Genomic DNA, 12,856 nt, shown 5'->3' on the forward strand with positions numbered 1-12,856 from the left:
AAAATGCCGGCGATGCTGCATTTTTGATTGTTAATCAATTCCGCCTGAGGCGACCCTTGCCGCTGCCATACATTGCCAGGATCGAATCGCTCGTCCTATGGCTCACTGCTGTTTTCGCCCTTAGGCGAGTTCAGGCTTTTTGATCGTTCCCACGCTCCAGCGTGGGAACGCCAGCCATCTTTCAAACCGCTAATATCTCCCCAGCCAGTTCGCTCAGATACTCTCCCAACCGCACCTTTTGCGGCTCACTCAAATGCAGCCCCAGCTTGGTTCGGCGCCACAAAATTGCTTCCAGATCGCGCGCCCACTCGCGTTCGCGCAGGTACTTGATCTCGCGCTCAGTGAGTCCGGCACCAAATTGTTCGCCCATATCAGCCTGTGAGCGCATACCGCGCAGAAACACGCGGCTCAGGGTGCCGTAGCACCGCACAAAGCGATCCAGCTGCTGATCGGTCAACCAGGGAAACTCAGCCTTCAACTCGGCTGTCAGGCTGGCATGGGATTCAAAGTCCCCGCCAGCCAACGCGTATTCTGCGGTCCAGGCCGGCGTTGCGTTGGGAAACCACGGCTTTAGTTTATCCACAGCTGCCTCGGCGAGACGTCGATAGGTCGTCAGTTTGCCGCCATAAACCGCCAGCAGTGGCGCCTCACTTGCATCGCCATGGAGCGTGAGGCTGTAGTCCCGGCTAACGGCAGAGGGGTCCGCTTCGCTGGCGTCACTGATAAGCGGCCTGACCCCGGAGAATCGATGGCAGATGTCCGAGTGTTTCAACTGTCGCTTGAAATGCCCATTAACCACCTCGAGCAGGTAGTCAACTTCTCCGTCGGTAGGCTCAACCCGGGCCGGGTCTCCCTGATAATCGACATCAGTGGTGCCAATCAGCGAATAACCGCCCTCGTAGGGCAGCACAAAGACAATACGCTCGTCCTCATTCTGCAGAATGTAGGCCTGCCGCCCGTGATACAGCTCCGGCACTACGATATGACTGCCCTGCACCAGACGAACACCATAAGGAGAACGCGTTGACACCACGCGTTCCATCACCCGCGCAGCCCAGGGGCCAGCCGCGTTGACCAGCGCTCGCGCCTGCACCCTTTCGCGCACATGCTCGCCGACCAATAGATCGACCTGCCATAGATCACCGACACGAGAGGCCGACTCACAGCGGGTATAGGGTCGAATGTCTGCGCCCAGGCTGGCGGCCTGAACTGCATTAAGCACAACCAGACGGGCATCGTCAGCCCAGCAATCGGAGTATTCAAACGCGTAATCAATCTCCGGCTTAAGCGGTCCCTGCCCATTCAATGGGCCACCAGTTGAACCGGGCAAGGTAGTGCGCTTACCGAGGTGATCGTAGAGAAACAAACCCGCGCGCAGCATCCAGCGCGGACGCAGATGCGGGCGGTGTGGCAGCACGAAACGCAGCGGCCAGATAATATGCGGCGCCTTGTTCAGCAGAACTTCGCGCTCGCCCAGCGCCTCGCGCACCAGCCTGAATTCGTAATGCTCGAGATAGCGTAATCCGCCATGCACCAGCTTGCTGCTGGCCGATGACGTATGAGAAGCCAGATCGTGCTGCTCGCACAGCAATACGGACAGACCTCGGCCGGCTGCATCATTGGCTATCCCTGCGCCGTTAACGCCGCCGCCAATTACCAGCAGATCATAGATCGCGGTGTCTGCCGCTGTCTGCGCTATACGCCGCTCTTCTGGATGGGGTTTGAACATCAACATCTCCGAAAACCTGCGCAATCGCGCGCCAGATTGTTGTACAACGTCGCTGCGCGACTCGCAAGGGCCATGAGCACTGCTTGGCCGTGCGCGCGCAGCAGTTTAATCTGTAGCTTGTTATATCTACGTGAAACGACATGACCCCAGCGACCAAACTACTCGATAAGGCAGGCGTCAGCTATCAGCTGCATCGCTACACTCACGACCCACAGGCTGAATCCTACGGCACCGAAGCGGCAGACAAACTGGGGCTGGCCCACGGCCGCGTCTACAAAACCCTGCTGGCAACCACTGAAAACGGCGAGCTGCTGGTCGCGGTTGTGCCGGTGACCGACAAACTTAACCTCAAGGCGTTGGCCACAGCGGCCAAGGTAAAAAAAACGGCTATGGCCGATCCCGGCGCCGCTCAACGCAGTACGGGTTACCTGGTTGGGGGCATTAGTCCACTCGGCCAAAAAAAGCGTCTGCGTACCTTCATTGATGCCAGCGCCACAAACTGGCCTACTGTATACATCAGCGGCGGTCGTCGGGGACTGGAAATAGAACTGAGCGCCGATGACCTGCGCCAGCATACAAGCGCACATCTGTGCGAACTCTGCCGCGACTAAGCGCTCAAACAAGAACGACAACCACAGGATTTCCGCGCCATGGGCAAACCCATTCTTGCCATAGACCAGGGCACCACCAGCAGCCGCGCCATACTTTTTTCTGCCGAAGGCAAGCCTGAGTTCACCGCACAGCAGGAGTTCGCGCAGCATTTTCCGCAGGACGGCTGGGTCGAGCATGATGGCGAAGACATCTGGAACAGCACCCTGGCCGTTTGCCGTGAAGTGCTGGAAAAAGCGGGCATCAGTGCCTCAGAGGTAGCTGGTATCGGCATCACCAACCAGCGCGAAACCACCCTGCTCTGGGATGCTGAAAGCGGTGAGCTGTTGCACCGGGCGATCGTCTGGCAGGACCGTCGTACAGCGGATTTCTGCGCAGAGCTCAAAGCCGCAGGCCATGAAGAGAAGGTCACAGAGCGCACTGGGCTACTGATTGACCCGTACTTCTCTGCCACCAAGCTGCGCTGGCTGCTGGAAAATGTCGAGGGTGCACGCGAACGCGCTGAGCGCGGCGAGCTGCGCTTCGGCACCGTTGATAGCTTTCTGCTCTGGCGCCTTTCCGGCGGCAAGGTACATCGCACCGACGCCACCAACGCCTCGCGCACCATGCTGTTCAATATCCATCAACAGTGCTGGGACGAGGAGCTTCTGGCGCTGCTCGATATTCCAGCCAGTCTCTTGCCCGAAGTAATGGACAGCGCCGCCGAGTTTGGCAGCACCGATGCCGCCCTGCTCGGCGCCAGCATTCCGGTTTGCGGTATCGCTGGCGACCAGCAGGCTGCGCTCATCGGCCAGGCCTGTTTCACGCCCGGCATGGTCAAGAGCACCTATGGCACCGGCTGCTTCATGGTGATGAACACCGGGAGCGAACCGGTACGCTCAAGCAACCGACTACTAACTACGGTCGGCTACCGGCTAAAGGGCAAAACCACCTATGCGCTGGAAGGCAGCATCTTTGTCGCTGGCGCAGCGATACAGTGGTTGCGCGATGGCCTCAAACTAATTCAAAACGCTGGCGAAACCGAGGCTTTGGCGCGCGAAGCAGGCGGCGCCACTGACGTCTACCTGGTTCCCGCCTTTACCGGCCTGGGCGCACCCTATTGGGACCCGAGCGCTCGGGGCGCGATCTTTGGTCTGACGCGCGATACCGGTATTGCGCAAATCGTCACCGCCGGTCTGCAGTCGGTCTGCTTTCAGACGCGTGACCTGCTCGATGCCATGACCGCCGACGGCGCCCACAGCACCGCAGCCCTGCGTGTCGATGGCGGTATGGTGATCAATAATTGGGTGGTACAGGAGCTGGCGAACATTCTTGGCGTCACCGTTGATCGCCCGGAAGTAACCGAAACCACCGCATTGGGCGCAGCCTATCTGGCAGGTTTACAGCTGGGGATCTTTGACAGCCTGGAGCACATTGCCCGGCACTGGGCCTGCGAGCGCACGTTCAGCCCGCAGATGAGCGAAGACAAACGAGATAAACTCTATGAAGGCTGGCTGGATGCCATTCGCCGCGTGCGCGACTGAGGTTTAAACATTACTGCGCGCTTGCTGAACGCAAACGCGCAGCGTCATCACCAACTATCAGTTAAGACCAAGCAGACCGCGCAAGGTCGATAGCTCTTCGGCCAGCACGGTCACCGGACCAACCAGCGCCCGACGGTCGGCATCGCTGACCTTGTCATAGGTGACAAAACCACTCGCAACATTGCCCTCTTCCACGTAGTAGTGCGACAGCGTTGCCTCCATGGACGTGAAGTTCTGCTCTATGCGCTCGACGAACGCAGGGTCTTCTTGCGCCGCCAACGGTTTGACCAGCTCAAAGATTTTCTTGGCTCCATCCACATTGCCCTGAAAGTCCCAGAGATCGGTTCGACTGTAACGGTCCTCTTCACCGGACACCTTGGTCGCCGCCACCTCTTCCATCAGCGCAGCGGCACCGCCAACGACTTTTTCCGGCGGGAAGGTCAGCGCCTGTACACGCTGATCCAGGTCTTCCACATCCGCCATCAAACGCTCGGCGAAGGGTGCCAGACCATCCGTGCTTTGTTGTTTGAACAGACCGTATTCCAGACGATGAAAGCCGGTAAAGTCGGCGTCTTGCACGCCGTTTTCATAATCGTCTTCACGGGCATCAATACTGACATCCAGATCGGCAAACAGCTCGGCAATGGGTTCAATACGCTCATAATAAACACGTGAAGGAGCGTAAAGCGCCTGCGCCTTTTCCAGCTCTCCCGCCTTGATGGCCTCAGTGAACTCGCGGCTATGCGCAGTAAATTGCTCAAGGTTATCCAGCACATAAAGCTTGTAGTCGGTGATCGGCGCGACCAGATCCTGCGGCGCAACCGCGGCCTGGGCCGACGCATGCAAACCGATCAGACCGAACGCGCTAGCGGCAATAAAAAGCGTACGTGGCAATAACATCAACGTCTCCTGCAAATAAGGGGTTTAAGCAATCTACGAATAGCGAGGGTGGGTGCCCATGGCTAGCTTGCAGCCAGCATGCTGCTACCCAGAAAATCCCCTTCCTCTATGCCCGGCAGGGTAAAGAAATAGCCCCCACCAACGGGCTTGATATATTCCTCCAGCGGCTCACCATCCAGACGTTTCTGCACCGTGATAAAACCGGCATCCAGGTCTGCCTGGTAGGCAATAAACAGCAATCCCATATCCAATTGGCCGTTGGCTTCCACGCCATTGGAGTAGTTGAACGGGCGACGCAGGATCAGATTGCGCTGGCTCTCCGCGGTACGCGGATTGGCCAAACGAATATGCGAATCCAGCGGCGTAATCTCGCCCTTGGGATCGCCACTGTACTGCGGCTCATCGTGCTCGACGCCACCGGATAGCGGCGCGCCGCTCTGGCGCAGACGACCAAATATCGCCTGCTGCTCCTGCAGGGGCGTACGATCCCAGCGTTCAACAAAGTTGCGGATAATACGCACGGCCTGATAGCTGCCACCCTCTGCCCACCGTGGCTCGCCGTTGGCGTCATCGACCCAGACCACCCGCTGCATAAGCTTGCGGTTATCGGCCTGCGGATTGGCAGTACCATCACGAAAGCCCAAATAGTTACGTGCACTTTCGGTGGAGCCATCGGCATGCGGCGCCATCACCGGCACTGTGCCCTCCTGCTTCCAGCGCACCATGAGCAAACCGGGTGTATTTTTGATGATGTCACGCAGCGCATGAATGGTGGTGCCCTCGGTGTTGGCACAGAACTGCAGCGATAGATCACCATGACAGCGCGCCGCATCAAGCGCGTCATTGCTGAACGAGGTCATGCGCTGCAAGTGGCGCGGTTTTGCCGCCGCCAAGCCGAAGCGGCCATCAAACAAGGATTCGCCTACAGACAGCGTAATCGTCAACGCATCCGGCGCGATAGTAGGCCCGAGAATACCGGAGTCGACCGGCGGGAACCTCTGATCGCGCTGCTCATAGGTGCCGCCACTAGTGAGAAAGGCAATGCGTTCGGTCAAGGTGCGCAGCAGGCGCTCAAGGCCAGCACGGTCCGGCGCCAACACATCAAAGGCGACCAACATACCCACTGCCGGACGCGGCGTAGTGATGCCCTGTTGATGCGCTCCGTGGAAGGGATGGGACTGCTCGGTAACAGCGCTGGTAGGCGCGTCTGTCACCTCTGCCTCCCCGCTCTGCTGGCTGGCAACTGCTGGCCCGCTCAAGCCTGCGGCGGCGGCCCCCAAACTGGCAACGCCCAGCCCCTGCAGAAAACGCCGGCGATTCAGACGGGCAAAAGGGCAACCAAAAGACAGATCATCGTGTTCACTCATCGCTGTAAACCTGTGTAGTAACTTTGTGCACTTAATACGCCGGGGTCAGCTGTTCATTGGCCTGTGCCAGCGCGCTGGTCAACTGCTCGGTCTGCTGCAACAAAAGGGCACGATCAGGTTCAGCCTCCTGCAGCGTTTGCGCCAGGCCATCGTTACTCTGTTGCAACGCCTCAGCCAGTTGCGGCTGCCCCTGCAGCAAGGGTGAAAGTAAGGAAACCACCTTGCCTGCGCCTTGCTGCAGACCACGCAAGTCAGCCAGCTCACGAGCATTCAACTGCGGCTGCGATTGCTGATAGTCATGCCAGGCTCGCAGCACACGAGCCGAACCTTTGGTCAACTGTGAGGCAGGTACACCATCACGTTGCAAACGCGCTGTCAGCAACGCCACATCGGCGCTGAGTTGCTTGGCTACGGGCACCAAATCAGCAGTACTACGGGCAACAAAAAGGCCCTCAGCCAGCCGATGAAAGCCGACAAAGTCCGGGTCTTGTTCACGCTCGGCGAAGTAGTCGGCGCGAGCGTTCAGGCGCTGGTCCAGATCGCTGAACATACCCGCCGCCAACGCCATGCGCTGATCAACCAGGCGCGCTTGCACAAAGGCTTGCTGCGCGGCCGCCAAATCGTCCTGGGCAATAGCTTGCTCCAAGGCCTCGGCACTCTTTTGCAGCTCACGCCCCTGCAGAATTAAATAGACCCGGTACTCAGCCAGTGGGCCGATCATGGTTTTGGCCGATACGCTTTGTATACTCGCCTGCCCCTCTACGGCAGTGACGGTCAGTGTGCCGTGGGGATTACTGAGCAAGCCGCAGGTCATTTGATATTCACCCGGCTGCAGGGTAGCCGTGATCTGCTGATGCAACTGAGGGGCAATATTCTCGCGCTCCTCCAGCACCATCACACCATCCAGAATCTCCCACTCGATTGCCCGCTCGGATTCGTTGATGACAGTAAACCGATGACGCCCAGCCGGAACCGTGAGTGCATTAGGCTCGCAGCCACTGGCGGTAATGGTAACGCTGGTGCCCTCGGCATCTGACGCGGGCGCGTCGCCCAGTGATAGATAGAACAGACCCAGTGCGGCCAGCATCAACAAGGCAGCCAGAGCCATACCCATACGCAGTAACCCGGAGGACGGCGTCGGTGAAGACGAATCAGACATCGCAGAAGCTCACTTCAGGTGTTAGCTGGCCGTCTCGACCCGCGCAGCAACAGCCGCAGGGCGATCAGGGCTAAAAAAGATCAACAGGGTGAAAAGCAGGTAGCCCACATAAGCCACCACTTCACTCAGACTGGGCGCCGGCTGATAACCAAATACACCAGCGAAGACGCTGCCTAACGGGGTATCCAGCGGCAGCGAGGCATTGAGATCAAACAGCACTTGCTGGGCATGATTCCACCAGCCAGCCTCGTGCATAGCGCGTACCGAACCGGCGAGCAGTCCAGCGGCAACCAACAGAATGAATAAACCGGTGAGGCGAAAGAAGTGCTTGAGGTTAAGACGCAGACTGCCGCGATAAAAAGCCCAGCCAGCGACAACCGAACAGGCCACGCCAAGCAAAGCGCCGACGGGCGCCGCACTGCCCTGGCTTTGCTGAAATACGGCCAGCAGGAAAAAAACCGATTCCAGCCCTTCGCGGGCAACAGCAAGAAACACCATGGCAATCAGTGCATAAGTGTGGCTGTGGCCACTGGCGAAAGCGCTATCCAAAGCGCCCGTAAGCTCCCGGCGCAAACCTTTGGCCGCGCGGCGCATCCAGAACACCATCCAGGTCAAGACCGCTACCGCGATCAGCCCCACCACCGCCTCAAACATTTCCTGTTGGCGTTGCGGGAATTCGGCGCTGACAAATTGCAATCCTGCGCCCACAAACAAGGCCAGACTTGCGGCAAGGAAAATACCTATCCAGACAGCGGGCATCCAGGCGCCACGGCCAGTCTGGCGCAGATAACTGGCAATAATGCCAACAATCAGCGCCGCTTCAAGGCCTTCGCGCAGCATGATCAAAAAGGGAACAAGCATGAGTCTCAACCTTGTCAGAAAAGGGAATCTGATACGGAATGAGAATCATACATGTTACAAAATGTGTAATAAACGCATTTACCTGTGGCATCGCGCCGCAGGCAGCCGTGCACGTATGCAGCGCGGCTTGCTCATTACAGATCAGTTAGCGGTTAGCTCAGGTCTCTGGGCAAGCCAGTTAAAGAGTGATTCGGGAGGCATCGGCTTGGCTATCAGGTAGCCCTGCACCTCATCACACCCCCAGGATGCAAGCAGATCGTAATCCTCTTGCGTCTCTACGCCCTCAGCAATGACGCGAAAACCAAGCTTGTGCGCCAATTCGATAATCGTCTGGGCCATATGCCGATCTGCCGTATTTGCCTGCAACCCATCAACAAAGGACTTATCCAGCTTCAACCCGGAAGCGTCTATTTGCCGCAAGTAAGACCAATTGCTATATCCGGTACCAAAGTCGTCTATCGCGACTTTCACCCCTATGTCGCGAAGACGCATCAGCTGCTTATTCACCACACCTGGATTTCGGATCAGCACGCTCTCGGTAAACTCCAACTCAAGCCATTGCGGCGCAACGTCAAGACGCTGCATGGCTTGCTGTAAACGCTCGACGAAGACCGGCGATTCCAGATCACCGGCTGAAATATTGATGGAAACCGTTAACTCCAGACCTTGTGAACGCCAGTCGCTAATCTGCCGCAACGCCTCTTCCATAACCCACAACGACAATGAATGAACCAGAGCGGTTTTTTCCGCCAAGGGAATAAACTCTGCCGGACCAACTCGCCCCAATTCGGGGTGAGTCCAACGCAGAAGCGCCTCAACTCCGGTTAAACGGCCATCGACCATACTGAGTTTTGGTTGATACTCCAGACGAAACTGATCATCGGCCGCAAGCGCCGAAGCAATACCACCCAGCAGTGCAAAGGAACGCTGATGCGCTCGATCCAGCTCAGGTCTGAACCAGGCCCAATTATCACTGAGGCTACGCGCATAGTCAGAGGCACTTATAGACAGTCGTAACCAGTTGGAGTGATCAGCCACGCCAGGATGCAGCGGCAAGAGGCCAACAGCGGCCTGCGTCTGAATAGGTATGCCATCACAGAGAATCGGGTCGCGCAGCGCTTCGAGCAATCCCGTGCTGAGCGACTCGCAGAGGTTACCATCAGCATCTTCGATCATTACCGCAAACCGGGTCTGGCTGGCCTTGTACAAATGGGTGCCCGAAGGTAAAAAACCTTGAAGCCTGCGCGTCGTTTCAACCATCAACTGATTGAAGAAAGAAAACCCAAGTGCCTTGACGACATCTTTCACGTAAGACAACACAAACACGTCTACCAGAATGACGTTGGCATTATCCGTACGCTCCTGCATCAGAAAAACATCGTTAGCCAGACGTTCGCTGTTGAGTAACCCAGTCGTTGCGTCGATAAAGCTTCTCTCACGCAAAGACATGATTCTCGCCATAACCAAGTCTGCAAGATGCTTCAATATGGATAGCTGAGACGCGCTTAACTCAGGTCTGGGCTTGGTGTCTATAACGCACAAGGATCCCAGCCCGGTACCATCCTCGGTTATCAAGGGCATACCAGCGTAAAAGCGAATACGGGGGTCGCCGGTGACCAGTGGATTGTTTTCAAAACGAGGGTCTTTCAGGGCGTCGGTAACCTGCAACGGCATTTGCTGCAGAACGGCATACGCACAAAAGGATTGATTACGCGGTGTTTCAGTCGCCCCAAGGCCGACTCTGGCAAGAAACCACTGCCGCTGATTATCCAGAATCGATATCAGGACTATCGGGGCGTCAAGACACTCAGCAGCAAGCTCAACCAACTTGTCAAACACCGGGTCTTGGCCAAGGCTGGTAAGGCACAGTTCGTCCACACGCAACTGTCGCGCCTGCTCCCCTTCCGGAAAAGGAGCACCAACATACTCTGAATGCGCTAAAACCATCCCGACCCTCGACAGTGCAGCAATGCCATATTGATATAGTAGTAGCGCCTTGCGTGCAACACCAAACGGTCTTACTGCAATATAAGTGGAGATGAATTCAGCAATACGAAAACGGCTAAGCATCGCAAACTTGCGCAACTCCAGAGGTCAGCACATCGTTGCGCAATAACGGGCAGCGAATATCAGCCCTCTGCAGGTAGCGGTAGCAGCGTCACATGCTCCATTTTCAAGCCAACCGTTTGTCCCCGGTTCAACGTCATCTCCAGCAGTGACGCCTGATGCGGCAACAGGTCGCCAATCAGCAGATTCTGCAACAGGGGATTACCCTGATATTGGTTTTCACCCAGCACAACGTAGTGAATACCCTGAACCCGGATCATCGCCTTACCGACCCCCCACAAGTGGTTACCAGTGACCGTGACAGGCCCATCTGCCGGCGCGGCATTACGCAAACTGATAGCGTATTCAGGCGTACCGGTAATACTGTTGCCCGTTATACTGAGCTGGTGCACATTGGCGCCATCAATTGCGCTGAGTCCGGTATTACCGATGAAGTTATCCGCGATCAACAAGGGCGCATCGGCGCCCAGTTCACGTAACAACACGCCATAGCCCACTCCCGCGCCCAACTGATTATTGCGCACGATGACACTACCGCGTAGCGCCGTTATTTCGATCGCGCTCTTGTCAGCACGTAAAATCTGATTTTCTTCAATACGCCCATCAGTGTTGCCACTTAACCGAATCCCGCTGAGGTTGCGAACACCATCAATTCGGTTATGCCGAATCAATACGCGGGAGTCGCTCAGATCCATAGCGTATTGCTGCATTTGACTGAAACGGCTGTCACTGACTCGAGCCAGGGCATGGTTCAACTCCAGACCAACAGACATATCCTCAAACGTACTATCGCTGATCAATACGCGCACTGGCGCCAAGGTGGCAGACTGCTGCGAGCTACGAGCGCTGGTAACGCCGCGTGACAGGTTTTCGTTATAACCAAGACCAACCAGTTCAGAGCCTTGTATCTGCACACTACTGCCAGCCCAGTTGATCAAAAAGGGGCGATAAGGCCGATCGGTAGACTGCGCGAGATTGCCGCTGAAACTTTCCAGGTGCGCATTCTTGAGACTCAACAAACCACGATTGATCAGGGCCGTGCCCGAATATCCGTAAAGATAGAGCGCCGTATTCTCCACCAGTAATGCCGCGTCGGGCGCGATCATCAGCGGATAACGCAGCAAATAGCCGTCCTTGTGGCGACTGAGTACCTTTTCATCAGCCAGTCGGGTGAAGAGCTGTTGCAAGGTGATGCTGCCACCCTGAATAACCAATGCCCGTGGGTGATGACTTTGATAGCCCGCGATCGCGCGAAAGAGACCGTTGTGTACGAACGGCTCGAATGGCCAGCTACCCTGCTGAGCAGAGTACATGGTCAGTAAACTAACCCTCGCAGTGCCGACAGGAACAGGCATTGGCATTTCCGCTATTTGTGTCTCCTGCTCTAGGGTCAGCAGCTGTGTCGACAATTGTGTCTGCTGCTCAAGCTCGTCCAGAACTTCAAGCGAGCCAACATCCTGTGCCGTTGCAACACCAGCATCAAACAGGAGTGCCAAGGTCAGACTCAACAGAATGAGAAAGCCCTGATTCGGGGAGCGTGCGCGCATAAGACGATTCCTTGAGGTCACTCGATATCCATATAGAAAAAGCGGATGTCTCCGCCGACTTGGCTATAGGAGCCTGTTTCGTCCTTTTCCTCGCGATACAAAGATTGCGCCAGTAGGTGCTCAGGCTGCTGCTTGAGAAACGGCAGTAACCAGATCATCTTGTGCCCTCCCGGGCGCTTCTGTGGCTCAGACAGCTCTGGTAAACGCCCGGGCGTCGCCACACCAAGCACGGCGAAATTGACGAGCCGCCCTAACCGCTGTCGCTCCATATCGCTCAAAGGACTACCATTGACCTCGGCGGCTTCGGCTAAAAGGACCAAGGGGATCAATGCATAGTGGGTGTACTCAACCGCCAGCTCTCCCCGCGCAGTTTCCAACGGAAGCTGCATATAGTCACCATTCTGACCTGGCACCATTTGGGCAAAGGCGAGGCGCAAGGTGGTATTGGCCCAACGCAGGTAGTCATCACGATTCAGCAGCATAGCTGACGCACTAACGGCCCAGGCAGCCCAGTAATCGTGGTTATTGAACCAGTCAAACGACAGTGTCTGGCGCGGACCATAATCCACAATAACGGCATCAGTCAGTCGCCGTAGCCAGTCGCGCTGCACAGCCGACAGTTCGTATTCGTTGTCAGACAGAGCACGCACCTTCATCAGCCCCGATGCAATAGCCGCCAATGACCACTTGCGAACCGCCTTACCAGTACTACTGGTGTCGGTGCTTAGCAACGCACCCGGTCCGGCCCAGGCAGCTAGCCACTGATCCAGACATGCGAGCGAATAATTGACCTCTTCAGCCCCGCTTGCCCGTTCAAAACGCGTCACTATCTGCAGCAGCCCACGCTGATAATCGGTGAGCCGTTTGCGAACCTGTTCAGATTCACGCGACAGCCGCCGCAGCGTACTTTTGCTGGCATCGGTCTGATCGTACTTACTGTCTATCTGTAGCGAGCCGGTGTAAGCGGCAGGGGGGGATTGACGACAACGCAAGCTTCGGTAATCACTGATAAGCTCGGACTGGCTGGTCTCGCGTGCCGGCCAGATAGAGGTTGCTGCGCCCGCAGGCACTGCCAGACTGCACGCCAGAAGCAT

The 12,856-nt window shown here is 56.8% G+C and carries 10 protein-coding genes; 2 read left to right on the plus strand and 8 right to left on the minus strand.

What is annotated here, in order from left to right; genetic code table 11:
- Positions 1 to 181: 181 nt before the first annotated feature.
- Positions 182 to 1,729 carry a glycerol-3-phosphate dehydrogenase gene (gene glpD, locus H4J77_RS10740; protein ID WP_182248307.1) on the minus strand — a complete coding sequence of 516 codons (1,548 nt, stop codon included), beginning with the start codon at positions 1,727 to 1,729 and terminating at the stop codon, positions 182 to 184.
- Between the two features lie 140 nt (positions 1,730 to 1,869).
- On the opposite strand from glpD, the gene ybaK reads away from it, so the two are divergent.
- The gene (gene ybaK / locus H4J77_RS10745) at positions 1,870 to 2,340 is read left to right on the plus strand and encodes a Cys-tRNA(Pro) deacylase (protein ID WP_123890638.1); all 471 of its coding nucleotides are present in this window, start codon (positions 1,870 to 1,872) and stop codon (positions 2,338 to 2,340) included.
- 39 nt (positions 2,341 to 2,379) lie between these two features.
- On the plus strand, positions 2,380 to 3,861 hold the full coding sequence (glpK, locus tag H4J77_RS10750; protein WP_182248309.1) for a glycerol kinase GlpK: 1,482 nt from the start codon (positions 2,380 to 2,382) through the stop codon (positions 3,859 to 3,861).
- A gap of 57 nt (positions 3,862 to 3,918) precedes the next feature.
- Here glpK and efeO (H4J77_RS10755) read toward each other — a convergent pair whose 3' ends face one another.
- The 7 genes from efeO (H4J77_RS10755) to H4J77_RS10785 form a co-directional block, all read right to left on the minus strand.
- Positions 3,919 to 4,761, minus strand: coding sequence for an iron uptake system protein EfeO (gene efeO, locus H4J77_RS10755; protein ID WP_182248311.1), 843 nt, complete (start codon positions 4,759 to 4,761; stop codon positions 3,919 to 3,921).
- A gap of 62 nt (positions 4,762 to 4,823) precedes the next feature.
- Complete coding sequence (gene efeB, locus H4J77_RS10760; protein WP_182248313.1) at positions 4,824 to 6,128, minus strand: iron uptake transporter deferrochelatase/peroxidase subunit; 1,305 nt, start codon at positions 6,126 to 6,128, stop codon at positions 4,824 to 4,826.
- A 31-nt stretch (positions 6,129 to 6,159) separates the two neighbouring features.
- Positions 6,160 to 7,287: an iron uptake system protein EfeO gene (efeO, locus tag H4J77_RS10765; RefSeq protein WP_182248315.1), complete on the minus strand. Its 1,128-nt coding sequence runs from the start codon at positions 7,285 to 7,287 to the stop codon at positions 6,160 to 6,162.
- A gap of 21 nt (positions 7,288 to 7,308) precedes the next feature.
- Positions 7,309 to 8,148, minus strand: coding sequence for an iron uptake transporter permease EfeU (gene efeU, locus H4J77_RS10770; RefSeq protein ID WP_123890633.1), 840 nt, complete (start codon positions 8,146 to 8,148; stop codon positions 7,309 to 7,311).
- A gap of 141 nt (positions 8,149 to 8,289) precedes the next feature.
- Positions 8,290 to 10,218 (minus strand): bifunctional diguanylate cyclase/phosphodiesterase, encoded by a 1,929-nt coding sequence (locus H4J77_RS10775; RefSeq protein ID WP_182248317.1) that lies wholly within the window; start codon positions 10,216 to 10,218, stop codon positions 8,290 to 8,292.
- A gap of 59 nt (positions 10,219 to 10,277) precedes the next feature.
- The gene (locus H4J77_RS10780; RefSeq protein ID WP_182248319.1) at positions 10,278 to 11,762 is read right to left on the minus strand and encodes a right-handed parallel beta-helix repeat-containing protein; all 1,485 of its coding nucleotides are present in this window, start codon (positions 11,760 to 11,762) and stop codon (positions 10,278 to 10,280) included.
- 17 nt (positions 11,763 to 11,779) lie between these two features.
- The gene (locus H4J77_RS10785) at positions 11,780 to 12,856 is read right to left on the minus strand and encodes an alginate lyase family protein (protein WP_182248321.1); all 1,077 of its coding nucleotides are present in this window, start codon (positions 12,854 to 12,856) and stop codon (positions 11,780 to 11,782) included.

This window comes from Pseudomonas sp. 5Ae-yellow (assembly GCF_014077575.1).
Lineage (GTDB): Bacteria > Pseudomonadota > Gammaproteobacteria > Pseudomonadales > Pseudomonadaceae > Halopseudomonas > Halopseudomonas neustonica.

What these genes read in the sequence shown, in the direction of transcription:
- glpD (WP_182248307.1), bottom strand. Translation starts at nt 1,729, where the DNA reads ATGTTCAAACCCCATCCAGAAGAGCGGCGTATAGCGCAGACAGCGGCA.
- ybaK (WP_123890638.1), top strand. Translation starts at nt 1,870, where the DNA reads ATGACCCCAGCGACCAAACTACTCGATAAGGCAGGCGTCAGCTATCAG.
- glpK (WP_182248309.1), top strand. Translation starts at nt 2,380, where the DNA reads ATGGGCAAACCCATTCTTGCCATAGACCAGGGCACCACCAGCAGCCGC.
- efeO (WP_182248311.1), bottom strand. Translation starts at nt 4,761, where the DNA reads ATGTTATTGCCACGTACGCTTTTTATTGCCGCTAGCGCGTTCGGTCTG.
- efeB (WP_182248313.1), bottom strand. Translation starts at nt 6,128, where the DNA reads ATGAGTGAACACGATGATCTGTCTTTTGGTTGCCCTTTTGCCCGTCTG.
- efeO (WP_182248315.1), bottom strand. Translation starts at nt 7,287, where the DNA reads ATGTCTGATTCGTCTTCACCGACGCCGTCCTCCGGGTTACTGCGTATG.
- efeU (WP_123890633.1), bottom strand. Translation starts at nt 8,148, where the DNA reads ATGCTTGTTCCCTTTTTGATCATGCTGCGCGAAGGCCTTGAAGCGGCG.
- H4J77_RS10775 (WP_182248317.1), bottom strand. Translation starts at nt 10,218, where the DNA reads ATGCTTAGCCGTTTTCGTATTGCTGAATTCATCTCCACTTATATTGCA.
- H4J77_RS10780 (WP_182248319.1), bottom strand. Translation starts at nt 11,762, where the DNA reads ATGCGCGCACGCTCCCCGAATCAGGGCTTTCTCATTCTGTTGAGTCTG.
- H4J77_RS10785 (WP_182248321.1), bottom strand. Translation starts at nt 12,856, where the DNA reads ATGCTTCTGGCGTGCAGTCTGGCAGTGCCTGCGGGCGCAGCAACCTCT.